This window comes from Pseudomonas sp. FG86, from assembly GCF_057808775.1.
This window is the reverse complement of the sequence record NZ_JBMDIS010000012.1, coordinates 113,299-136,618: the sequence shown is the minus strand read 5'-3', so window position 1 is coordinate 136,618 and position 23,320 is coordinate 113,299. Positions and strand designations below refer to the sequence as shown.

The 23,320-nt window shown below is 57.7% G+C and carries 23 protein-coding genes and 2 pseudogenes; 9 read left to right on the top strand and 16 right to left on the bottom strand.

Going from position 1 to position 23,320, the window contains the following annotated elements; genetic code table 11:
• The 4 genes from ACODSV_RS11225 to ACODSV_RS11210 all read left to right on the top strand — a co-directional run.
• Nucleotides 1–1,106: RHS repeat-associated core domain-containing protein (locus ACODSV_RS11225; RefSeq protein WP_489047331.1), on the top strand; the 1,106-nt coding region annotated here is incomplete at its 5' end.
• Nucleotides 1,090–1,491: an Imm50 family immunity protein gene (locus ACODSV_RS11220; protein WP_150053905.1), complete on the top strand. Its 402-nt coding sequence runs from the start codon at nt 1,090–1,092 to the stop codon at nt 1,489–1,491. The genes ACODSV_RS11225 and ACODSV_RS11220, both read left to right, overlap by 17 nt.
• A 730-nt stretch (nt 1,492–2,221) precedes the next feature.
• Complete coding sequence (locus ACODSV_RS11215) at nt 2,222–2,644, top strand: Imm50 family immunity protein (RefSeq protein WP_150053904.1); 423 nt, start codon at nt 2,222–2,224, stop codon at nt 2,642–2,644.
• Between the two features lie 125 nt (nt 2,645–2,769).
• Nucleotides 2,770–3,132 carry an Mpo1-like protein gene (locus ACODSV_RS11210; protein ID WP_102625643.1) on the top strand — a complete coding sequence of 121 codons (363 nt, stop codon included), beginning with the start codon at nt 2,770–2,772 and terminating at the stop codon, nt 3,130–3,132.
• 8 nt (nt 3,133–3,140) lie between these two features.
• On the opposite strand, the gene ACODSV_RS11205 is transcribed toward ACODSV_RS11210, so the two are convergent.
• From ACODSV_RS11205 to ACODSV_RS11195, 3 genes are all read right to left on the bottom strand, one after another.
• Nucleotides 3,141–3,938, bottom strand: a complete 798-nt coding sequence (locus tag ACODSV_RS11205) for an acyl-CoA thioesterase (protein ID WP_150053902.1) — start codon at nt 3,936–3,938, stop codon at nt 3,141–3,143.
• 89 nt (nt 3,939–4,027) lie between these two features.
• Complete coding sequence (locus tag ACODSV_RS11200) at nt 4,028–4,789, bottom strand: CHAD domain-containing protein (RefSeq protein ID WP_069075536.1); 762 nt, start codon at nt 4,787–4,789, stop codon at nt 4,028–4,030.
• Nucleotides 4,790–4,833: 44 nt separating this feature from the next.
• Nucleotides 4,834–5,112, bottom strand: a complete 279-nt coding sequence (locus tag ACODSV_RS11195; RefSeq protein WP_024074187.1) for a hypothetical protein — start codon at nt 5,110–5,112, stop codon at nt 4,834–4,836.
• Nucleotides 5,113–5,327: 215 nt separating this feature from the next.
• Between ACODSV_RS11195 and ACODSV_RS11190 the strand changes: the two genes are divergently transcribed.
• Nucleotides 5,328–6,365: a patatin-like phospholipase family protein gene (locus ACODSV_RS11190; protein WP_024074186.1), complete on the top strand. Its 1,038-nt coding sequence runs from the start codon at nt 5,328–5,330 to the stop codon at nt 6,363–6,365.
• Between the two features lie 21 nt (nt 6,366–6,386).
• On the opposite strand, the gene ACODSV_RS11185 is transcribed toward ACODSV_RS11190, so the two are convergent.
• The 6 genes from ACODSV_RS11185 to kdpF form a co-directional block, all read right to left on the bottom strand.
• A complete protein-coding gene (locus ACODSV_RS11185; RefSeq protein ID WP_041160871.1) occupies nt 6,387–7,076 on the bottom strand; it encodes a response regulator in 690 nt (229 codons plus the stop codon).
• Nucleotides 7,077–7,113: 37 nt separating this feature from the next.
• Nucleotides 7,114–9,765 (bottom strand): sensor histidine kinase, encoded by a 2,652-nt coding sequence (locus tag ACODSV_RS11180; RefSeq protein ID WP_024074184.1) that lies wholly within the window; start codon nt 9,763–9,765, stop codon nt 7,114–7,116.
• Between the two features lie 128 nt (nt 9,766–9,893).
• The gene (gene kdpC, locus ACODSV_RS11175) at nt 9,894–10,439 is read right to left on the bottom strand and encodes a potassium-transporting ATPase subunit KdpC (RefSeq protein ID WP_150053901.1); all 546 of its coding nucleotides are present in this window, start codon (nt 10,437–10,439) and stop codon (nt 9,894–9,896) included.
• A 64-nt stretch (nt 10,440–10,503) separates the two neighbouring features.
• Nucleotides 10,504–12,561 (bottom strand): potassium-transporting ATPase subunit KdpB, encoded by a 2,058-nt coding sequence (gene kdpB, locus ACODSV_RS11170; RefSeq protein ID WP_370694633.1) that lies wholly within the window; start codon nt 12,559–12,561, stop codon nt 10,504–10,506.
• Between the two features lie 11 nt (nt 12,562–12,572).
• Nucleotides 12,573–14,267 (bottom strand): potassium-transporting ATPase subunit KdpA, encoded by a 1,695-nt coding sequence (gene kdpA / locus ACODSV_RS11165; protein ID WP_102625646.1) that lies wholly within the window; start codon nt 14,265–14,267, stop codon nt 12,573–12,575.
• A gap of 9 nt (nt 14,268–14,276) precedes the next feature.
• On the bottom strand, nt 14,277–14,366 hold the full coding sequence (gene kdpF, locus ACODSV_RS11160; RefSeq protein ID WP_003218754.1) for a K(+)-transporting ATPase subunit F: 90 nt from the start codon (nt 14,364–14,366) through the stop codon (nt 14,277–14,279).
• A gap of 404 nt (nt 14,367–14,770) precedes the next feature.
• Between kdpF and eat the strand changes: the two genes are divergently transcribed.
• Nucleotides 14,771–16,135 carry an ethanolamine permease gene (eat, locus tag ACODSV_RS11155; protein ID WP_024074180.1) on the top strand — a complete coding sequence of 455 codons (1,365 nt, stop codon included), beginning with the start codon at nt 14,771–14,773 and terminating at the stop codon, nt 16,133–16,135.
• A gap of 111 nt (nt 16,136–16,246) precedes the next feature.
• Entirely contained in the window at nt 16,247–16,414 is a 168-nt protein-coding gene (locus ACODSV_RS11150; protein WP_012722955.1) for a DUF2897 family protein, read from the top strand.
• Between the two features lie 8 nt (nt 16,415–16,422).
• Here the strand turns inward: ACODSV_RS11150 and ACODSV_RS11145 are convergent, their stop codons facing one another.
• Complete coding sequence (locus ACODSV_RS11145; RefSeq protein WP_150055074.1) at nt 16,423–17,271, bottom strand: urea carboxylase-associated family protein; 849 nt, start codon at nt 17,269–17,271, stop codon at nt 16,423–16,425.
• Nucleotides 17,272–17,286: 15 nt separating this feature from the next.
• Nucleotides 17,287–17,931, bottom strand: coding sequence for a GntR family transcriptional regulator (locus ACODSV_RS11140; RefSeq protein WP_150055073.1), 645 nt, complete (start codon nt 17,929–17,931; stop codon nt 17,287–17,289).
• Between the two features lie 134 nt (nt 17,932–18,065).
• Here ACODSV_RS11140 and ACODSV_RS11135 point away from each other — a divergent pair, with 134 nt between their 5' ends.
• The gene (locus ACODSV_RS11135) at nt 18,066–18,644 is read left to right on the top strand and encodes a TetR/AcrR family transcriptional regulator (RefSeq protein ID WP_024074177.1); all 579 of its coding nucleotides are present in this window, start codon (nt 18,066–18,068) and stop codon (nt 18,642–18,644) included.
• A 14-nt stretch (nt 18,645–18,658) separates the two neighbouring features.
• On the opposite strand, the gene ACODSV_RS11130 is transcribed toward ACODSV_RS11135, so the two are convergent.
• The 5 genes and pseudogenes from ACODSV_RS11130 to ACODSV_RS11110 all read right to left on the bottom strand — a co-directional run bounded on the left by ACODSV_RS11130 (nt 18,659) and on the right by ACODSV_RS11110 (nt 21,763).
• Nucleotides 18,659–18,991, bottom strand: coding sequence for a ComEA family DNA-binding protein (locus ACODSV_RS11130; RefSeq protein WP_150055072.1), 333 nt, complete (start codon nt 18,989–18,991; stop codon nt 18,659–18,661).
• A gap of 110 nt (nt 18,992–19,101) precedes the next feature.
• Nucleotides 19,102–19,695 (bottom strand): annotated as a pseudogene (locus ACODSV_RS11125) (polysaccharide biosynthesis protein); the annotation flags it as partial.
• A gap of 240 nt (nt 19,696–19,935) precedes the next feature.
• The gene (locus ACODSV_RS11120; RefSeq protein ID WP_150055071.1) at nt 19,936–20,961 is read right to left on the bottom strand and encodes an MraY family glycosyltransferase; all 1,026 of its coding nucleotides are present in this window, start codon (nt 20,959–20,961) and stop codon (nt 19,936–19,938) included.
• A gap of 305 nt (nt 20,962–21,266) precedes the next feature.
• Nucleotides 21,267–21,512, bottom strand: a pseudogene (locus ACODSV_RS11115) (IS66 family transposase); the annotation flags it as partial.
• Between the two features lie 20 nt (nt 21,513–21,532).
• Nucleotides 21,533–21,763, bottom strand: coding sequence for a hypothetical protein (locus ACODSV_RS11110; protein WP_190300922.1), 231 nt, complete (start codon nt 21,761–21,763; stop codon nt 21,533–21,535).
• Between the two features lie 742 nt (nt 21,764–22,505).
• Between ACODSV_RS11110 and ACODSV_RS11105 the strand changes: the two genes are divergently transcribed.
• Complete coding sequence (locus tag ACODSV_RS11105; RefSeq protein WP_190300923.1) at nt 22,506–23,177, top strand: aspartyl/asparaginyl beta-hydroxylase domain-containing protein; 672 nt, start codon at nt 22,506–22,508, stop codon at nt 23,175–23,177.
• The last annotated feature ends 143 nt before the right edge of the window (nt 23,178–23,320 follow it).

Sequence of the window (23,320 nt, the reverse complement as noted above, 5' to 3'; positions counted from 1 at the left end):
TGATGATCCAGGGCGACCGCCACTACGACTACGACGCCTTCGGCAACCTGATCCGCGAACGCCGTGGCCGTGGGCACGCGCTGATTACCGAATACCGCTACGACTGCCAGCATCGGCTGATCGGCATTACCCAGCCCGACGGCCAAACCGCGAGCTATCGCTATGACCCGTTTGGGCGACGAATCAGCAAGACGGTCGACAACATCACCACGGAGTTTTTCTGGCAAGGCGACAAACTGGTTGCCGAACACCACGCCGAAAAGCATCGCAGCTACCTCTACGAACCGGACAGCTTTCGCCCGCTCGTCCTGCTGGAAGGCTTCGGCCCAAAAGACACCAAGCCTTATCACTACCAACTCGACCACCTCGGCACACCCCAGGAACTCACCAACCCCGAGGGTGAAATCGTCTGGTCCGCGCACTACCGCGCCTACGGCGAAATCACCCGGCTAGACATCGGAGAAGTCGACAACCCGCTGCGTTTTCAGGGTCAGTACTTCGACCCGGAAAGCGGGCTGCACTACAACCGCCATCGCTACTACAATCCGGATGTTGGTCGTTACCTGACACCGGATCCGGTGAAGTTGGCGGGTGGGATCAATGCGTACTTGTACGCGCCCAACCCGACCGGGTGGGTTGATCCTTTGGGGCTCAGCGCAAATTGCCCTGGATCAATAAGAAAAAATCCCGCTTGCGCTACTCCTACTGAACCGGGTGCCCCTGACGTTTCTCGTAAGGGGGCTTTCAGGCAAGCTAAAAGAGATGCCCATATACCGATGAATCAGAGCCCAGATGTGATGACCCACCCGAAAACAGGACGGACGACACAGTACAAAATAGAAAACATGACCGATTTGAATGATAAAAAAATACTGGATGCCACCGGCCACCCTATCAAGACGAGGGTATATCAATTTACAAGAAAAGATGGCTCGCAAGTCCTTATTCAAGATCATTCTGCAGGGCATAAATACGGTAGAGCAGATGGAATTGGAGATCAAACAACACATTTCAATCTACGACCTATTGAACAACCGCGGAACGGAAAACTCATCGACGCAGAAGCACACTACTTCTTCAGGAAAAAAAATGAAATACTGGAATGAACTAGATAAAAATATATTTTTTGAAAAAATTTTTAGCCAGCCTGTAGAGATAGGAGAAATCACTCTCTTCTCCTTACAAATAGACAATGATCGACCGTCTTTGGGGATTGGGTTCGACATACCTGATTTCCCAGATTTTCTACCGGAAAAATGGAAAAACAAAGGTTACAACGTTTGCAGACTTGGTGTTGATTGTCATGGCATTAGCGATCTAAAAATACTCAACATACCCGGCCGAGATAATTTTTACGTAAAAGTAAAAAAAGAAAAGGGTCAACTCTGCTTCTATGCTGCCAATAAAAATTCCTTAATCGAATTTAAGGCCAAGAGCATCTCAATTTGCGACCCTAACGTTTACATCAGAGGTAATGATGAAAATTTTTAACAGAAAGGTAGCAGAAAGTGGACAGAACTATTATAGGCTAAAGATCCGACTCACTGCTCGGTTAAATAGCCCCACTTTTTTCCAAGAGATTTTCAGAAGAATGGCCTACAAAAAGAGAATGAACATCAACAACAGCTGTAGGATTTAACTCTAAAGCCGAAGAGTACTTATTTAAAAAATATACATCCAATACACTTACCACTGGAGACCTCTGTAAAAAAATGAAAACAGCAACATCTACTCCACAATTAAAAACCGCCCAAGCAACCCTAGAAAAATACAAAACCTAGCTTTAGATGGATCACACAACGCCGTTCTAGTTATTCAAAAATCCGAAACAGAAATAGAGGAACTTTGGTTCAAAATGACAGTATTTGAAAATCTCATCACCCCTGAGAAAATCAGGGTCTTTTTGGAGTCGCATGCCAATATATTGTTATGCAGATTTTACGATTCAGAAACACATGCCGCAGCTCAGTTCTTCTATAAAACCAGCCACGAGAATGAAATCATTCTCGAAAAAACAAGAAACCTCTTTAACAAAATAAATATTGAAGATATTCACTTCTACATAAACCGCACAAAAAACACATAAAAACGAGCACAACAGAAAAACAGGACTAGGAAGGGATCAGAACTTTTTACAGTCTGAACATTCTATTCACTGCTCCATTAAATAAATCCGTCCGCGTTGCCCCAGGCCCCGCCGCCCACACTTTCAAGGAAAAAAATGAAGCATTGGAATGATCTTGATGGAACTATTTTTTTCAACAAGCTTTTCAAGCAACCAGTTGAAATCGGAAAAACTTATATACATTCACTGCGAATAGAAAATGATAACAATGACTTGGGCATAGGTTTTGACATACCAGATTTTCCTGAATGCCTGCCTGAAAAATGGAAAGATAAAGGATACAACGCATGCCGAATTGGACTGACCTGCTCAGAAATTAGCGATTTGAAAATAATAAACCTACCCATTAGGGAAGTTTTTCTCATAACAATAAAGCAAGAAAACGAGTACTTTTTCTTAGCTGCAAAATCTAAAAATGCCTCTATTGAATTCAAGACCAGATGGCTTTCCCTATCCGGTCCCTCGGTTTATATGAACTGTCCTGGACCAGAAGATTACGACTGGTCGGACGAAATTTAGTAAAAACAAAGCATCGATGCACTGAACGCTAACTATGAGTGTCATAGCAAACGCCAATTCGCTCCCCCGCCCACCCCCACCTAAACTCTCCCCATGTTATTTCAACGGACAGAGGATTCACCATCATGGGCAAACGTCATCCCAATCTCCCCGCCTGGCAATGGCGCAACTACCCGCAAAACCATCAGCACCCGACAAACCTGGCGCTGCACCTGATCGCCGTGCCGATGTTTATCATCGGCTTCCTGTTGATCGTTTCCGGTGTATTCAGCCTGAGCTTGGCCAGTTTTGCGGTGGGTGTTGTCGGTATCCTCGCCGGCCTGGGCTTGCAGCGGCAGGGTCATCGCCTGGAAGTTCAAGCCAGCGAGCCGTTCAGTGACCGTAAAGACGCCGTACAGCGCCTGGTTGTCGAGCAGTTCGTGACCTTCCCACGCTTTGTGTTGAGCGGCGGCTGGTGGCGCGCCTGGCGTCAGCGCCACCACCACTGATAGCCGGTTTAGGCGAAGACCACCACGGTCTGGCGGCTGATTGCGATCAGTTCGCCGGTCGGGCTCCATAGCGCAGCGGCGGCGTGGCCGTAGCCGTCGCGGGCGTGTTCGATGTTGACGTGATACTGGCACCAGTCGAGGGTGGTGAGGTTTTGCAGCGGCTGGATGAATTCGATGGTCCAGGTCAGGGTGCTGCCCGGTGCCGGTTTCTTCAGGTGCGGAAGCAAGGCCGGTGGCCACGCGTCGACAAGTGCGAGGATGTGCGCTTCGGTCAGTGGTTCTTCTTTCACATCCCCACGCAACCGAACCCAGCCGCCCATGTCACGGGATTTATTGCCGGTAAATGGCAGGCCGCCGACACTCCAACGCATCGCCAGGTGCCGCATGAATTCGGGGGTGACGCCCTTGATATACGGCAGTTCCTGGCACTCATCCCAATGCTTGAACGTCGGTGGCGGTTCGCTATCTACCAAGATCTGCGACTCGCGGGACGCGCCGAAACTGGCCTGCACCAGCGTCGCAACTTCGCCGTTTTGCACCACACGACCGAGCAACTGGCTGACCGCCTTGCCTTCGCGCAGCACTTCGACTTGATAGCTTGCGGGTACATCGGGCGCAACCGGACCGACGAAGGTAACCGCCAGCGAGCGCAATGGCCGATCGGCAGGCACGTGGGCGCGCAAAGCTTCGTATTGCAAAGCGACGACCAGGCCGCCGAAGGTCGCACGGCCCTGGGCCCATTCTGCGGGGATGGTGATATCCAACGGGTGGCTACGGGCAGCGTCGAGCAAATCACTAAAGCGCATGGCGACCTCACATCAAGAAAACCGATGCTGGATCTTAACCATCGTGACGGCCAGGTACAGCGCCTATTCCGGCCAAAAGCCGGACCGGTTTAAAAACAATCGGCGCTGAGTTTATCCAGCACTCGGTCCGCCTGCCCTTCAGCCTTGACCATGGTGCGTTGCCATACCGCGACACACGGCTGCAGATCGGCTTGATGTTCGGCCTGGGCCAACCATTGCCAGCAATCATGCCAATCGCCAAGCGCGCCTTGGGCATCCTTCAGGCGCGACAAGGCTTTGGCCGGGAGCTTGTCCAGTTCGGGATAGGCTTCGGCGGCATAGCGCACGCGCTTGATCAGCAACCGCAAACGGTGGCGATCATGGCTGGGATCCTTCAGTGCTTCGTCGAGTTTCTGCCATTGCTTGGCCAGGCGTTTCTCGATGCGCAGGCGCAAGCCCTTGAGCAATTTCTGGTGTTGGGACGCTCGGATAAACCGTGGGAATGCATCGAGAATTTGCAGCAGGTGAGCCAACTCAGGACCTTGAGCCACCTGGCGGTACGCATCGGGCTGCAGCCGCAGGCGGCGGTCGGCGGCGTCGTGGTGACCATGCTGGTGCAGGTAGGCGGCCAGTACTTCACGGTCACGCAGCGGAGTGGTCAATTGGCCGACCGTGCTGGCGGCCAATTCAAGGTGTTCGACGCCCGGCAGCCCACGCAAAGGGCGCAACAAGCTGCGCAGGCGTCGCACGGTAGTGCGCAAATCATGCAGGGCTTCATCATCGGTAACGGCGGCAAGGCGAGCCTGGCAGCTCAGTAACCCTACTTCCAGGCCAATGACCTGAGCGACTAACTGATCGACCAAAGCTGACATCCTGCCCTCACTTCTCGATGAAAAACCCTATTCGCTCCCTGGGATCAACGCCCAGCGCGCGACTCACGAATATAGAACCGCGCCTTTTCAGCTTTGTTGGAGCAGCCTTCGAACGCTTCAAACTGTTGCTGGGTCTTCGCGCCTGTCAACAGGGACAAGGCCTTGGAATAGCTCACGGTGCCGGCAAAGCCTTCGGCCTTGGCCAGGTCCAACTCTTTCCACGCTGCATCCAATTGGGTGCCGCAGCTGTCGCGGTATGCGGTTTTCCCGGCGCAACCGGCCAGGGCCAACATGATCACAGGCACACACATCCAGGCTTTCATCGATGACACCTCAAAATAAGAAAAACAGTCGTACGGTGTAGACGTTGCCTACAAGGAAAAGTGCCTTATCCATAGCCTGAAATCAGAAGCGCCTATTGCCAGAGCATACCCGAGCCGAGGCGCTATTCTGGAAAATTATTGCACGGTTCATGAAGATTGAAGCAGCCCCCTCAATGGATGCATTGTGAGCGCCTGCTTAATGAAGGACATCGACCATGAAAAAGCGTGTTGCCTTGGTGCTGGGCTCCGGCGGGGCCCGGGGCTATGCCCATATCGGGGTGATCGAGGAAATCGAACGGCGCGGCTACGACATCGCCTGTATCGCAGGCTGTTCCATGGGCGCGGTGGTGGGCGGGATCTACGCCGCCGGCAAGCTCGATGAGTATCGAAACTGGATCGAAAGCCTCGACTACCTGGATGTCTTGCGCCTGGTGGACGTCAGTTTTCGTCTCGGTGCGATCCGTGGCGAGAAAGTCTTCGGGCAAATCCGCAAGATCGTTGGCGAAATCAATATCGAAGAACTGCGCATCCCCTACACGGCCGTGGCCACCGACCTGACCAACCAGCAGGAAATCTGGTTCCAGGAAGGCTGCCTCCACCAGGCCATGCGTGCCTCGGCGGCGATCCCCAGCCTGTTTACGCCCGTGATGCAGGGCAACCGCATGCTGGTGGACGGCGGCCTGCTCAACCCGCTGCCGATCGTGCCCGTGGTGTCGAGCCATTGCGACCTGATCATCGCGGTGAACCTCAACGCCACCAACCAGAAGCACTACCATTTACCCGTGATCCCACGCCCGCCGGCATTCAAGAGCCGGTTCAACAGCCTGGCGAAGTCACTGGGTTCGCACCTGCCGTTTCGCCGCAAGCAGGCCGAGCAACTGATGAAGCTGGAACAGGAAGCCTTGCAGGCCCAGGCGGCCGAGATCAACCCATGGCTGGAATCGGCTGAACCCGAATCCCAGCAACCTGCCGCCGCGCCCGAAAAGGCCGGGGCGCCGAAATCGGCCACGGGCTCGTTCATCATCGATAACGTCGGGCCGGCGTCGCTGCTGGACTTGATCAACCAGAGCTTCGAGGTGATGCAGACGTCGTTGGCGCAGTACAAGATCGCCGGCTATCCGCCGGATATCCTGATCAACGTGCCGAAACGGGTGTGTCGGTTTTTCGAGTTCTACAAGGCGCCGGAGTTGATCGCCCTGGGCAGGGAGATTGCCAGCGATACGCTGGATCGCTATGAAAGTGAACAGCGCTGAACGGTGTGCTGGAGCTGAGGGCTAAGCCCCCAACAACCGATACCCTACCCCCGCCTCGGTCACGATAAACCGTGGCTGCGTCGGATCGTCCGCCAGTTTCTGACGCAGATGGCCCACCACGATGCGCAGGTAATGGCTGTCTTCGATGTGGGTGGGGCCCCAGATGTCCTTGAGCAATTGCTGCTGGGTAATCACCCGCCCGGGGTGGCGTGCCAGTTGTGCGAGCACCGCGTACTCCTTGCGGGTCAGTGCCACTTCCTCGCCATCCAGCAACACGCGACGATAAGCCAGGTCCACCGTCAGCGGGCCGAAACTCAAGGCCGCTTCCTGGGCTTCTCCCGCGGGCGCCTGACGCAGCAATGCACGCACCCGGGCGAGAAACTCCTGGATGCCAAAGGGTTTGGTGACGTAATCGTTCGCGCCTCCATCCAGGGCCTCGACCTTCTGTATCTCACTGGCCCGTACCGACAACACCAGGACCGGCACCGTCGACCATTCGCGAAACTCGCGCAGCACTTGCTGGCCGTCCATATCCGGCAGGCCAAGGTCGAGCACCAGCAAGTCCGGCTTGCTCAATGCCGCCTGCGCCAGGCCTTCGTTGCCGCTGCCGGCCTCGATCACTTTGTACCCCTGGGAGGCCAGGCTGATGCGCAGGAATTTGCGGATCTGCGGTTCGTCATCGATGACCAAAATCGTCGCGGTCTGGCTCATGGTGTCCAATCAAAATCCATAAAAAAAAGAGAGTAGCTCACGCCTCGCGCTCCAGGCCAGGCTGTGCCGGCAACGGCAGGAACAAGGTGATGCAGGTGCCCCGCCCGTCAATGCCATCGGCGACGCTGATATGGCCGCCATGGGCGCCGACCATGCCCTGGCAGATCGCCAGGCCCAACCCGGTGCCCTGCCCGCCCCGATCGCCCCGGGCAGCGGTGTAGAACATATCGAAAATCTTCGCGCGCTCGTCCTCGGGAATCCCCGGCCCCTCATCGGCCACGGCGAAAAACAGCTGGTTGCCCGACACTCCGGCGCTCAGTTGCAAACGTCCCTGGGGCGGCGAGAACCGCGCGGCATTTTCCAGCACGTTGACCAGGGCTTGCTCGATCAAGGCCGCATGCACATAGAGCAACGGCAGTTCCGGCGGCACATCAGTGCTCACCTGCAAAGGCGCCAGCACCGCACGCAGACGGCCAAGGGCACTGCCGACGATATCGCCGGGCGACACCCAATCCCGCGCCAGCTTCAGCGCGCCGTGGCCCAGGCGCGTCATGTCCAGCAGGTTCTGGATGTAGCGGTCGAGGCGCTCGGCTTCGTCACGGGTACCTTCGAGCAACTCGCGGCGATCCTCCAGCGGGATAGCTTCACCCAGCGCCAGGAGGCTGTCGATGCTGCCACGCATGGAGGTCAACGGCGTACGCAAATCATGGGACACCGAGGCGAGCAAGGCGCTGCGCAGTTGCTCGGTTTCGCCGTGCAGGCGCGCCGACTCCAGTTCCTGCGCCAGTTGCGCCCGCGCCAACGCCTGCGCCAGCGGTTGACTCAAGGCCGTCAGCAGGCGACGGCGTTGGCCGCTCAATTCCAGGCCCGGTTTTGCACTGACACCGAGCAGGCCCAGCGGGCCCTCTTCACCTGACAGCGGCCACCACCACCAGCGCCCAAGTGGCAAGGTGCCGGTGCCTTTGCCGGCGGGTTGATCGTGCTGCCAGGCCCAATCAGCGGCAGCGCGCTCGGCTTCGGTGAAGACCAGCGGGCCACCGGTCTCGACTTTCCAATCGCCTTGGCCGTCGCGATTGACCAGGCACAAGTCCAGGTCGCTCCAGCCTTCCAGATGATGGGCCGCCGCGCTGATCACCGCCTGGCGATCCGTGGCCGCCGTAAGCTTGCGCGACAGGTCCAGCAGTTCGCTGGTTTCTTCCTGGGTATCGCGCAAAGCCTGCAGCTGCCGGCGTTGTCGCGCAGCAAGATTGCCGGTGAGCGCCGCCATCAGCAGGAAGAACAGCAACGTCAGCACGTCCTCTTCACGCTGGATGGCGAAGGAAAAACGGGGTGGGATAAACAGGAAGTCGTACGTCAGGAACGACAACGCCGCACACACCAGTGACGGCCCCAGGCTGCTACGCACCGCCACCAGCAACACCGCAGCGAGAAACACCAGCGAGATATTCGGCAGCGGCAACACACTGGACACGCCCCAGGCCACGGCCGCCGCGACGACCGTCGCGACAACCGCCAAAGCGTAATCGAACCACACCAGCCCATGCACCTCGGGCAGGCGAGGCGGCGGCGGCATGTCGTCGCTGTAGAGCACGCTGATTTCTAGGCCGTGCGCATTCCGCAACAACCGCGCCGCCAGCCCCCCACCAAACAGCCGGCGCCGCCAGCGTGGCCGTGACTGCCCCACCAGCAACAGGCTGGCGCGACGTTCGGCGGCATGCTGGATCAACGTCTTGGCCACCTCGCCCGCGCGCAGCAGTACCACTTCACCGCCCAGGCGTTCGGCCAGTTGCTGGGCATTTTGCAGGCGCAGGCGCGATTGTTCGTCCCGTGCGCGGCCGTTGTCGATATGCACCAGGCTCCACGGCAAATGCCGACGCTGGGCCACGCGGCTGGCATGTCGCACCAGACGCTCGGCTTGTGCATCGCCATCAATCCCCACCAGTAAACGACCACGCACCGCTGGCGCGGCCTGGCCGAGCTGGCGATACCCCTGGGCCAGGTCATCATCGACGTGGGCGGCGGCGGTTTGCATCGCCAGTTCGCGCAAGGCCATCAGGTTGGTCTGGGTGAAAAATGCGTCGATGGCCGCGCGGGCCTGCTCGGGCACATACACCTTGCCGTCACGCAGGCGCTCCAGCAACTCGCGGGACGGCAGGTCGATCAGCAGCAGTTCGTCGGCCTCTTGCAGCACCCAGTCCGGCAGGGTTTCGCGCACCTGTACGCCGGTGATGCCGCGCACTTGGTCGTTGAGGCTTTCCAGATGCTGGACGTTGACCGTGGTGAACACGTTGATGCCAGCCGCGAGCAGCTCCTGGATGTCTTGCCAGCGCTTTTCATGGCGGCTGCCAGGGGCGTTGCTGTGGGCCAGCTCGTCCACCAGCACCAGTTGGGGCTTGGCGGCGAGCAGGCCGTCGAGGTCCATCTCTTCGAGCATCACGCCACGGTATTCACTGCGCAGCAACGGTTGTTGCGGCAGGCCACTGAGCAAGGCCTCGGTCTCGGCGCGGCCGTGGGTTTCGACCACGCCGGCGATCACCTTGACGCCCTGGCGCAACTGGGTGTGCGCCGCCTGGAGCATGGCGTAGGTCTTGCCTACCCCCGGCGCGGCGCCGAGGAAGACTTTGAGCCGACCACGCCCGTCCCGGGGCAGATCGGCTAGGAAAGCATCGGCGCGGCCGGAGTCGCTCATGCAGGGGTCCTTCAACAATTTAGGGTAGGAGCGAGCTTGCTCGCGAAAAACTCAAGAGCGCCGCGTTCATGCTGGACGCCCGCGTCATCGTTAACGACCTTCGCGAGCAAGCACGTGCCTACAGAGGATCATAGTTTTTCCAACGCCATGTTCAGCGCCAGCACATTCACCACTGGCGGCCCCACCAGCGGGCTTTCGATATGCGCATCCAGCAAGCGTTGCAGCGTGGACACCGGCACATTCCGCGCGGCCGCTACCCGCGCCAGTTGATAGGCAATCGCCTCGGGTGGCAAGTGTGGATCAAGACCGCTGCCAGAGGTAGCTAGCGACACCAGAGGCACTGGGCCCTGGCTCGGCACCAGTTGCTTGTTCGCATCGTCGAACACGCGGGTGGCCAGCGCCGGATTGCTTGGGCCAAGGTTGCTGGCGCTGCTGGACACGGTAGCAAACGCGCCCGCCGAAGGGCGTGGGTGGAACCAGCTGTCACCGGTAAAATCCTGGGCGATCAGGCTGGAGCCACGCACCTTGCCGCTGGCATCACGCACCAGGCTGCCGTTGGCCTGGTCCGGGAAGGCAACTTGGGCGACACCGGTTACCACCAGTGGGTAGGCGACGCCGGTGATCAGGGTCATGAGCACCAGCAGGCTCAGGGCCGGGCGGATTATGTTGGACATTTCAAACTCCTCAATTCGGTCTTTGCAACCTGTGGGCACGGGGATGGTGCCCACGGGCATCGGGTCAAACCAGGTGCAATGCTGTCAGCAGCATGTCGATCGCCTTGATGCCCACGAATGGCACCAGGATCCCGCCCAACCCGTAGATCAACAGATTGCGCCGCAGCAATGCCGCCGCACTCGCCGCTTGCACCCGTACACCGCGCAGGGCCAGGGGGATCAACACCACGATGATCAGCGCGTTGAACACGATGGCCGAGAGGATCGCGCTTTGCGGACTCTGCAAGTGCATCACGTTGAGCACACCCAATTGCGGGTAGATCGAGGCGAACAGCGCCGGCAGGATCGCAAAGTACTTGGCCACGTCGTTGGCGATGGAAAAGGTTGTCAGCGCGCCACGGGTCACCAGCAATTCCTTGCCGATCTGCACCACGTCCAGCAGCTTGGTCGGGTCGCTGTCGAGGTCGACCATGTTGGCGGCCTCGCGAGCGGCCTGGGTGCCGTCGTTCATGGCCATGCCGACGTCCGCCTGGGCCAGCGCCGGGGCGTCGTTAGCACCGTCGCCGCACATGGCAACCAAGCGACCGTCATTTTGCTCATGGCGAATGCGTGCGAGTTTTTTCTCTGGAGTGGCTTCGGCGAGTACGTCATCCACGCCGGCTTCGGCCGCAATCGCAGCAGCGGTCAGCGGGTTGTCGCCGGTCACCATCACGGTGCGAATCCCCAGCTTGCGCAGTTCGGCGAAACGTTCCCGAATGCCAGGCTTGACCACGTCTTTGAGATGGATCGCCCCCAGCAACTTGCCATCGGCGCACACCAGCAACGGTGTGCCACCGCTCTGGGCGATCTTGTCGATTTCCCGCGATAGCGCGGGTTGCAAGTCGCTGCGTGGTTGACCGATAAACGCCAGCAGCGAATCCACGGCGCCTTTACGGAACACGCGCCCCTGGTAGTCGACGCCCGACAAGCGGGTTTCAGCGGTGAACGGGACGGCGGTCAATTCATCCAGGGACGGCTCGGCCTGAGGATGCAAGGCCCGCAGGTATTCGACGATGGACTTGCCTTCCGCCGTGTCATCCGCCAGCGAGGCCAGCAGTGCGCCTTCAGCCAACTCCCGTCCGCTCACACCCGGTGCCGCGACCACGGCCGAGCAGCGACGGTTACCAAAGGTGATGGTGCCGGTCTTGTCCAGCAGCAACACATGCACGTCCCCCGCCGCTTCCACGGCGCGGCCGGACTTGGCGATGACATTGAGGCGCACCAGGCGGTCCATGCCAGCGATACCGATGGCCGACAACAAGCCCCCGATGGTGGTCGGAATCAACGTTACCAGCAGGGCGACCAGGAACACCAAGGGCAGGCTGCCATTGGCGAAGTGAGCGAACGGTTGCAGCGTCACTACCACCAGCAGGAAGATCAGGGTCAGGCCGATCAGCAGGATATCCAGCGCGACTTCATTGGGGGTTTTCTGGCGCTTGGCCCCTTCCACCAGGGCAATCATGCGGTCCAGGGTCGACTCGCCAGGGTTGGCGGTGATGCGGATCAGCAGCCAGTCCGAGACCAGGCGTGTGTTGCCGGTGACGGCGGAACGGTCGCCGCCGGACTCGCGGATCACGGGGGCGGATTCACCGGTGATCGCCGCTTCGTTGACCGCCGCGATACCTTCGATGACCTCGCCGTCGCCGGGGATCATTTCCCCGGCGGCGACGCGCACCACATCACCTTTGCGCAGGCTGGTGGCGGGCACGACCTTGAAACTGCCATCGGCTTCCTTGCGGCGCGCGCTCAAGCCCTCGCTGCCGGCCTTGAGGCTGTCGGCGCGGGCCTTGCCACGCCCTTCGGCCAAGGCTTCGGCGAAGTTGGCGAACAGCACGGTGAACCACAGCCACACGGCGATCTGCACGGCGACGAAGGTCGGCACCGCCGTGTCCGGCACAAAGCACAGCACGGTGGTGAGGATCGCGGTCAGCTCGACCACCAGCATCACCGGCGAGCGTTGCAGCTGGCGTGGGTCGAGCTTGACGAACGCCTGGACCAGCGCCGGGCGCCACAGGGCGGAAATAGCGGTTTTGGCGGGTTCCTGGTGTTTGACCGGGGTCGCGTTTTTTGCAGGCATATTCATTTTCATATCCCTCAGAAACCCATGCTCAAGTGTTCAGCAATGGGGCCCAGCGCCAGCGTTGGCAGGAAGGTCAGGCCGCCCACCAGCAAAATGGTCACGGTCAACAGGGTCACGAACAGCGGGCCGTGGGTGGGGAAGCTGTTCTGGCCAATCGGTGCGGTTTTCTTCATCGCCAGGCTGCCGGCCAGGGCCAGTACCGGGAGGATGTAGCCGAAACGACCGATCAACATGCCCAGGCCCAACATCAAGTTATGGAACGGGGTGTTGGCACTGAAACCGCCAAACGCCGAACCGTTGTTGGCACTGGCTGAGGTGTAGGCGTAAAGCAACTGGCTGAAGCCGTGAGGGCCAGGGTTGCTGATAGCGCTGGCAGGGCCGGGCAGGCTCGCGGCGATGGCACCCAGTACCAACACGCCCACCGGCATCACCAGCAGGGTCACGACCAGCAACTGCACTTCCTTGGCCTGGAGTTTCTTGCCCAGGTATTCCGGGGTGCGACCGATCATCAGGCCGGCGAGAAATACGGCAATCAACACGTTGAGCAGCATCCCGTACATGCCGGCGCCGACGCCGCCGAAGATCACTTCGCCGACCATCATGTTGACCAGTGCCACCATCCCGCTCAGCGGGTTGAGGCTGTCCTGCATGCCATTGACCGAACCGTTGGACGCCGCGGTGGTGGTCACCGACCACAGCACGGTACCGGTGGTGCCGAAGCGCGCTTCCTTGCCTTCCAGCGGTGCGGTCTGTTCCACGGCCGGGTTGTTCAGCGCCGGGTTGGGCTGGTACTCGGCCCACAACGACGTCGCGCCGCCGATCAGGAACAGCGCCAGCATGCAGCCGAGGATCGCACGGCTCTGACGCAGGTCTTTGACGTAGTGGCCGAAGGTGAACACCAGCGCCACCGGGATCAGGATGATCGAGGCCAGCTCGAACAGGTTGGCCCAGGCGGTCGGGTCTTCAAACGGGTGTGCCGAGTTGACGCCGAAGAAACCGCCACCGTTGGTGCCCAATTGCTTGATCGCAATCTGGCTCGCCGCCGGGCCCAGGGGGATCACTTGATCCACGCCTTGCAGGGTCACGGCATCCACGTAATGGGCGAAGGTTTGCGGCACGCCCTGCCACACCAGGAACAGCGCCAGCACCAGGCACAACGGCAACAGACCATAGAGAGTGGCGCGGGTCATATCGACCCAGAAGTTACCCAGGGTCTGGGTGGATTTGCGACCGATCCCACGGCACAGCGCGACCAGGACGGCGAGGCCGGTGGCGGCACTGACGAAGTTCTGCACGGTGAGGCCAGCCATCTGGCTGAGGTAGCTCAGAGAGGCTTCACCGCTGTAGGACTGCCAGTTGGTGTTGGTCATGAAACTGACCGCGGTGTTGAAGGCCAGGGTCCATTCCTGACCCGGCAATTTCTGCGGGTTCAGTGGGAGATAGTCCTGGAACAGCAGGATCGCGAACAACAGCAAAAAGCCCGCGAGGTTGAACGCGAGCAAGGCCAGCATGTATTTCTGCCAGCTTTGTTCCTGCTGCTCATCTACCCCGGCAATGCGATAACACGCACGCTCGACCGGGCCGAACACGGGGGTGAGCCAAGTGCGCTGGCCTTCCATCACCTTGTAGTAGAACCGACCCAGAAACGGCGCCGGCACCAGCACCACGGCGAAGAAGGCGATGATCAGCCAATAGTCATAACTGTGCATAGCCCGCTCCTAGTTCCGATCCGCGCGTAACAGCGCAACCAGCAGATAAATGAACAGCGCCACGGCCAATAGCAGTGACACCCCGTCCAGAACGCTCATGGAAGTCTCTCCGTTTAGCGGCGAGTGCCGCGTGTGGGGCAATTGTCGGCAGGAGTGGTGTAAAGGAACGAGAGCGACGGGGTGGTCGGGGCGTAAAGACGGCGTAAAGAGTGGGTTTATGCGGGGTTTACAGGGGGGGTTGTGCTGGATTGGAGGGCCTCATCGGGGGCAAGCCCCCTCCCACACTTGGCCTGCGTACACCGGTCAAAATGTGGGAGGGGGCTTGCCCCCGATGAGGCCCTACCAGCCACCCCCGCACTGATCTGGTGCAATACCGGAAAATTTCAAACGCCAAACCATCCCCCAGACGACAGTTGCGCCGCTTTACGACACGGTTGGGAGGCATGGCATGTCCGCTGCAACACCTTGAATCACATTCCAAACCGTTCATGGAGCGCATCACGATGAACACACAACTCAAACCCACCCTAGGCACCCTGCACTTATGGGGCATCGCCGTGGGGCTGGTGATATCCGGTGAATACTTCGGCTGGAGTTATGGCTGGGGCGTTGCCGGGACCCTGGGCTTCCTGGTGACCTCATTGATGGTCGCGGCGATGTACACCTGCTTTATCTTCAGTTTCACCGAGCTGACGACGGCGATTCCTCATGCCGGTGGGCCGTTTGCCTACAGCCGTCGCGCCTTCGGAGAGAAAGGTGGCTTGATCGCGGGGCTCGCGACCTTGATCGAGTTCGTCTTCGCACCGCCTGCGATCGCATTGGCCATCGGCGCCTACCTGAACGTGCAGTTTCCGGCACTGGACCCCAAACACGCGGCCGTCGGCGCCTACATCGTCTTTATGGGCCTGAACATCCTCGGCGTGAAACTCGCCGCCACCTTCGAATTGGTGGTGTGCGTGCTCGCTGTCGCAGAGCTTCTGGTGTTCATGGGCGTGGTCGCCCCGGCCTTCAGCTTCAGCAACTTCGCACTGAATGGCTGGGCCGGTTCCGACACCTTCGGCGCCCCGGCGATTGCCGGGATGTTTGCCGCGATCCCCTTCGCCATCTGGTTCTTCCTCGCCATTGAAGGTGCGGCCATGGCGGCTGAAGAGGCAAAAGATCCCAAGCGCACCATTCCAAAGGCCTACATCAGCGGCATCCTGACCCTGGTGATCCTGGCCATGGGCGTGATGTTCTTCGCCGGCGGCGTGGGTGACTGGCGCACCCTGTCGAATATCAACGACCCGCTGCCACAGGCGATGAAAACCGTGGTGGGTGAAAGCTCCGGCTGGCTGCACATGCTGGTATGGATCGGCCTGTTCGGGCTGGTGGCCAGTTTCCACGGCATCATCCTGGGCTACTCGCGCCAGTTCTTCGCCCTGGCCCGTGCCGGTTACCTGCCGTCTTTCCTGGCCAAACTGTCACGCTTTCAGACACCGCACCGGGCAATCATCGCCGGCGGCGTGGTCGGCATCGCGGCGATCTACAGCGACGGCCTGATCAACCTCGGCGGCATGACACTGACCGCGGCGATGATCACCATGGCGGTGTTCGGCGCCATCGTGATGTACATCATGAGCATGCTCAGCCTGTTCAAACTGCGCAAAACCGAGCCGCTGCTGGAGCGCACCTTCCGCGCACCGGGTTACCCGATCGTGCCGGGCATTGCGCTGATGCTGGCGGTGGTATGCCTGGTGGCCATGGCCTGGTTCAACGCGCTGATCGGCTTGATCTTCCTGGGTTTCATGGTGGCGGGTTTCATCTACTTCCAGTTGACCGCGCAGGATCGCGCGGATGCGCCAGCGGACGCAATGTTGACCGGGCTCTAAGGTTAATGAGGCGGAACAGGCCTACACTGAACTACTCAGAAAGCCTGTTACTCAAAGCAGTTATTACCGTGGGAAAACTCTCCCACGGCAATCTGCCTCAAGGAGAGCGTTATGCCGTGGTACGCATGGTTGATTTTGGTGGTTGCGATCGGGTCGATCGTCGGTGGGTTGATGATGCTGCGTGACAGCGCCAACAAGGTGGAACTTACCGACGAACAACGCAAACGCGTGGCCGAGCGCAACGCCCAGGCCGATGCCAAGGATGCGCAGGATCGCTGAACCTTGGGTTACTCCCAAGCCGCCTTGGCAATATGCAACCCGTGCTGCCCCTTATAGGCAGCACGCTCCGGCTGGCTCCAGCCGTTCAACAACTCATCTTCCAACCGATAGATCTCAACCCCCAGCGGCCGGCACACCGTCAGCGGGTCCTGTGCATCCGGCCCCCACATCGGCAACGACAGATCGCCACCCGGGCAGGTCGACAGCGCACACAGCAAATCAATCTCGGCAAAAAACTCCAGGTAATCGCCCTTCTGCGCTGGGCAGGCTTTCATGAAGTACATATCGTCGTGATTGAGGCCTGTGCACTGGAAAATATTCAGTACGTCATGCACGTCGAATTCCGTCAGGCCGTGGGGCAGCACCGCGCGAGTCAGGTTTGAGTGACAGTGATGATGGAAATCCTCCCCCGTGAGCATGCGGTTCACATAGGGATCACAGCGCGTGCCGAGCAAATCGTGCAGGCGACCGCCATGCTCGTCGATGCCATAACTCGCCAGGCTGTCATCGGTGATGGTCACCAGGGGCCGCAGGAATGGCAGGTTCGACCATAGCCGGTCATGGGTGCTGACATGCGCGCCCTGCAATTGACGCGTGCGCGCCGCCCACAGACGTTCGCGTGGGTCGTTAGCGTTCCACACGTTGAAGTCGCCCACCTGCGGCCCCACCGGCGTGGTGACACGAAACACATGCCCGGCCGGCACCTTCCACGCCCTCCCCGTGCGAATCGGCACCTCGAACTGCTCGATCAACGTGCGCTGGTCTTTTCGTTCACGAATGCGCTCGTAAAATGCCACGTCGACCTGCAACGCCGAACCTTTGCTGACCTGATAAGCGGCCGGATAGTCTTTGTACATGATTCAGATCCTCGATCAGGGGTGGGTAAACAGGGCCAACGACAGGCGTTCCGAATCCTCCAGATACACGCGCATCGCATCACCTGCCGCGGGTTTATCGCCTTGGACCAGTAACGCGTAAATCTCACGATCGCGCTCCAGCCAGGGCGACTGGAAGCGCTGCTCATCGGGCGCCGCGCAAAACACCAGGCGCAACTGAGCGATCACCTGGGCGAAAAACTCATCGAACAAAGGGCTGCGCATCAGCCCGACAATCTGTTGATGGAACAACAGGCTGTGGGTCGCCACCGCCCGCCAATCCTCGCGCTCGCGAGCCAGCGCAGTGGCCTCGATCGCATTCTGCATGCGCCCGGACTGATCAGCCGTCAGCGCGCCGCTCTGGGCAATAGCCTGCAACTCCAAGGTGCGGCGGACGACAAACAGATCACGCACTTCCTCGCGCTCCAACCGGCGGACCATCACCCCTTTGTTACGCACATAGCGGGTCAAGCCCTCCTGCCCCAAACGATGCAACGCCTCGCGAATCGTATTGCGCGACGCGTTGTAGGCCCTGACCAGATCCGCCTCGACCAACGCCATCCCTGGCAAAAGCCGGCCACCGATAATGTCGGCCCGCAGCTCCAGGGCAATCTGGTCAGCTAAAGACAAACTGAGCGTCATCATCACCTCACGATTGTTGAACAATCCATGCGGAAGACGTAATCACGTTTCATGCCAAAGCCCATAGCGCCGAGTAGATGTGTAAAAAGAAACAACTTTCGTTAAAGTGCCGCCACGTCTCACGAGGCAACCTCATGCGTTACTCACCCGACCGTAAAGCCCAGACCCACCAACGCATCATCAAGGAAGCCTCCGCACGCTTTCGCCGCGACGGTATAAGCGCCACCGGCCTGCAGCCGCTGATGAAAGCGCTGAACCTGACCCACGGTGGGTTCTATGCGCACTTCAAATCCAAGGATGAACTGGTGGAGAAAGCTCTGCAGGCGGCCGCGGCGGAGTTGGATGCCCATTGCGAAATGCTGTTCAGCCAGGAACGGCCGCTGCAGGCATTTATTGATAGTTACCTGTCGGAATGGCACCTGACCTCACCGGATCAGGGATGCCCGCTGCCCACCATGTCTTCGGAACTGGGCCTGAGGGGCCAACCGAGTACAACCACCGACGACGTGCTTGGCGCAAGGCTCAAGCAGATTGAAACGGCGTTAGGTGATGGACGTGGCGATGCGCAAAGCCTGGTGATGATGTCGACCCTGGTGGGTGCACTGGTACTGGCCAGGAGTGTCGAGAATACGGAACTGTCCGCGCGCATCATGGAAGTGGCACGTGAGAGCCTGAAGGCGCAGATTCCAGAAAACGAAAAGGCCGGTCAGTGACCGGCCTCCTCCCCTTAGTTGATCGAGAGCCTCTCGCGGTTCTTCTCCAGCAGCGCCTTGCCGATGCCCTTTACCTCCAGTAACTCATCCACCGCCGCGAACGGCCCGTTGCTTTCGCGGTAGGCAATGATCGCCTTGGCCTTGGCGGCACCGATGCCGAAGAGATCACGACGCAGGGTTTCGGCGTCGGCGGCATTCAGGTTGACCTTGGCGGCTTGCTCGGCCTGCACCATCTGCGCCGCCATGGGGGTTGGGGGTTCGGGTTTGATCGACGGGGCTGCGGTGGTGGTGACGGAGAGCGTGGTGAGGAAGGCGAAGATTAGGGAGGAGAGGTAGGTGTTTTGCATTGGTGACGCTCCATGACATTGGTAAGAGAAAAGCAGCTTTCCGAAGCTGCTTTTCTAACTTAGGTGATGTTGGGGATTCGTCAAAAATGCTTGAGTAACAGAGTGTTAAATCACGGCTCGAGGCGGCGTTGTTGGTAGACCCAGTCGACGATTTCGCCGTCGGGGGAGTAGCCGCTGACGGTGTCGCGCAGGAGTTGGCGGACGCGGGTGTAGTCGTCCTCGTCCACCGCAGCCAGTAACTCGGTCAGCTTGCCCTTGAGCGCGTCCCAAGGAAGATGGTCTTCGTTAGCGCTCATGATCATTGGGTGCTGGGTGGCGACTACGTTGTCACCAATGAGTAACTCTTCGTAAAGCTTTTCGCCGGGTCGTAGGCCCGTGAATTCAATAGCGATGTCGCCATGGGGATTTTTGTCGGAGCGAACGCTAAGGCCGGAGAGGTGGATCATTTTCTCGGCGAGTTCAACGATTTTTACCGGTTCGCCCATGTCGAGCACGAAGACGTCGCCGCCCTGCCCCATGGAACCGGCTTGAATGACCAATTGAGCGGCTTCGGGGATGGTCATGAAATAGCGGATGATTTTGGGGTGGGTGACCGTCAATGGCCCGCCGGATTTGATCTGCCTGTGGAATAGCGGAATGACCGAGCCGGAGGAGCCCAATACATTGCCGAAGCGAACCATGATAAAGCGGGATTTGTTGACGCGGGAGATGTTGAACCTATAGTTGACTGCCACCCGCCTGCTGGCTAGGTCTAGCAATCCGGGAACAGTATACACATGCAGCGGGAAACCTTCCAAAAGGGTGAGAGTTCCGGACGGAGACGTCAGTTAAATAGGGGAATCTCCAGCAGGACTTCTTGCACGCCTGTAGCTCCCCACCAAGGGTGCTGCGAAAAACAACCATAAACGCTCCCGAATTTTATGATTGCGCGGTCAGATACTGCATTACTTAATATCAGCCTTTTCCAGTTCGCCCGCGTGAAACTTGAGCGCCAGCGCAACCAACGGCACATAAGCAATCACCACACCCACAGCACCGTCCAACCCTAGCATGACCACGCACATTGCAACCGGCAATAACCAGAGCAAGTTTAGACCTACAACAGCAAGCGTTACTGGTAAATGGCTGCCGTAGCTCCGGGAGGCAAATTGATACGCGTGGCTGCGATGAGCCTCGTATACCTTGTCTCCACGCACGAGGCGGCGGATCAATGTAAAGGTCGCATCCACGATGAATACACCCAACAGAATCAACCACGCCCATAGCAACTGAGAGGACGCCCAAGCCGCCTGGATTGAAAAAATACCCAGGATGATTCCGATGAATCCACTGCCAGCGTCTCCCATAAATATACGAGCAGGTAGGAAGTTCCAGCATAGAAAGCCCGTTACTGCCATTGCCAAAAATAGCGGCAGTAGAACCAAGCCTGGCTTACCACTCAACGCGTATAGCAGGCACATACTCAAGCAGGCGCAAATGGCTTCAACGCCGGCAATTCCATCAATTCCATCCATGAAATTGTATAAATTCAGCATCCAGACCAGATAGAAAACAGCAACCCCCCACCCAGCCCAACCTAAGTTTACCGTTACTCCAAAGAGCACTAGCTCAGGCAGGCCACCCAGCCAGTATAGCGCCCACCCCGAGGCCGCAAAGTGACCCAATAGACGCCACCGAACGGCCACATGTCTGAGGTCATCACTGAAGCCAATTATCGCGATCAACGCACCCGCTCCTCCAACCGCAATCAAGGCCTGAAATGAAACCGCCTGACCCCATCCCAGCAAAGGCAACGCTAAAAGGAAGGACACGACAACAGCTACCCCTCCCCCCGTTGGCGTGGGTACGGAGTGGGAACTACGGGCAGTGGGAATATCAATGATACTGTTAGCAAGAGCATACCGCCGCAGCAACGCGGTCAACAGATACGACAAAAGAGCAATAGCGACACCCAACCACCAATAAGTCATTGTTTTTTTTCTCACGTACTGTGTTGATACTGACTTTAGTCCGTCTAAAAGCCTCTGAGATAAAACATTGTTTACCAACGAACCTGGCTGCATTGCTAAACGGCCAAAAATGGGAACAGGTCGCGAGGGGGAGACCTCTCAAGCGATGTCGCAGCTCCAAGCATCGTCTGAGTTGTAGACAAACTTCACCATCGCTCACTAGAAATATCGTATGTGCTCTATGAACCCCACCTAGCTAAAAGTGGTTCATGGATTTACTGTGGCATTGTCGGCGAGCAGCTCCACGGCAACAGAGCTTCGTAGCCCTATACCGACGAAGCAGGTGGCAACCGCTCCAGTACGTGGCGCAGCCACGTATAGGGCTCCTGGCCGTTGAGCTTAGCGGTCTCGACAGGCTGTAAACCCGGGCGCTGGCCATTGGGAGTATCGCTGAACAGCCACGCCTTGCGCCCTATTACAAACGGCTTGATCGCTCTTTCGGCCGCATTGTTGTCGATGGGTAAAAAACCCGCTTCGAAATAGAGCTCCAGCCGGCTCCAGTTGTTCGCCAGATTAATATATTCTTTCAGGTCTACGATGTGGGTTTGATAGCCTGGGCAATTTCTTCCTGCCGACTGAGCGCCTCAAACAGCAATTGCTTGAGCAAAACAGGATCATCAGGAAAGTCATTGGGTAGGGAAATCATGGTCCGGATTATACCGGGGCAGGCTACGTAGCGTGGGGTCAAAATCTGATGAGCACGATTATGCCAAAGGTCAAAACCGTCGAGTAACCAGTTGAGTGCCTGAACAGTCAGGACCATCACCTCGTCGTTGGCATCGGGCGATGTTTTAAAACGTTGGGATTCGAGGCGCTTAAGTCAAAGACAGAAGCCGTTGCGTTCCAATACAATATCTTCACTCGGTTGCGTGGCTTGTTGAGGAAGACAAAAGGTACGGGCTAGAGGTATATTTTTCGACTTTAGCGTCGAGTCGCATATCATGAGGGGCTGGCTTCAGAAAAGTATCGGGAGCACAGCAACGAATTTCAACTTAAGGTTTTGAATGTGCGGGTGATGGATCGCTTAGATGCAAGTGCAGACTCAATCCATTTTCTACTAGTTAGAAAATAGAATCCTATTAACGTAATAGTAAGGAATACAAAGATGATACTCGGAGAGTTAAACAGCATATTATGCCATTCTGGTTGACCAAAAGGTCGACGACTATATCGCAAAAAGTTTATTGTGAATAATTTCTTAAGGCACAAATACCAGCATCTCGGATACGTTTCTGTCGTTGGAAGTAGGACCGTCTGTAAAGTGCGCCAGCCAAATGGCTCAAACACAAGCTTTACTGGTTAAAAAATGAGCAGATCACCGAATTATTCATAATTACCGCTGCTTTACCGTCGCAAACACCACCAGAGCAGCGCCCCCTCCCCACATACCCCTTGGAGACACCGCTCAGTTCGATATAATCTACGTAGGTGTAGCTAGCCAACCCCTTATGGTCATCAGTACGTTGCCAACCCCTGGCCAGACAGGCATTAGACAAGGAAAAGAAATGAACACTGGCGCTTTTTTGATAGAAAAAAATTTTTTTGATGATAATGAAGTAAAAAGCATCGCTGAACTGGCTCTTTCCTTGGAGCAGAAAAAATCCAGTGTTCACGAAGGTGGTAAATACAAAGACATTCAATGGCACAAAGTAGACTTGGACCCAGCACACACCCCATTCGCCGCGAAAATTTACGACTTTCTCGGCGCTGAAAAAAACGGAATTTGCGTCTTTTACTACTTGTCCCCTGGCGCGGTGCTGCATCCTCATCGCGACCTGACTGGTGCCTCCAGTAATGCAAGACTTCGTTTCCATGTTCCGATCATTACAAATGACAACGTCTTTTTTAACGTATCCAAAGAACGAGTCGTCATGTCCCCAGGTGAGCTGTGGGCACTCGACACGTCATTTTTGCACGAAGTAAAAAATGAGAGCCCGCACACCCGAGTCCACATTGTAATCGAATGCCAAGTCAGCGAAGCCGTAAAACGTCATTTACCTCGTAAGAATATTTTTGGCCGGATACACGATCTCTATTTCGTCGCAATATTGGCGTTCAGCTTCTTGAAAGCTATTTTGATTAATATCTGGAAAGATCCAAAGTACTTCATGGCGCAAATGCACATGCTCAAAAAATTCATCGCATGGCGCGTTTTCGGCAAGAAGAATGTGAAGTAACCCCCAAGGCTAGCTGGATCGGCCTTGGTACAAGCCTGCGATTTTGATGTAGCCTAAAAATTAAAGGCTACACAACGAAGCAACTCTTCCCACCAGCAAGCAATGGTCGCTGATTATGAAGCCAAAAGCTCCCACATCAGCAC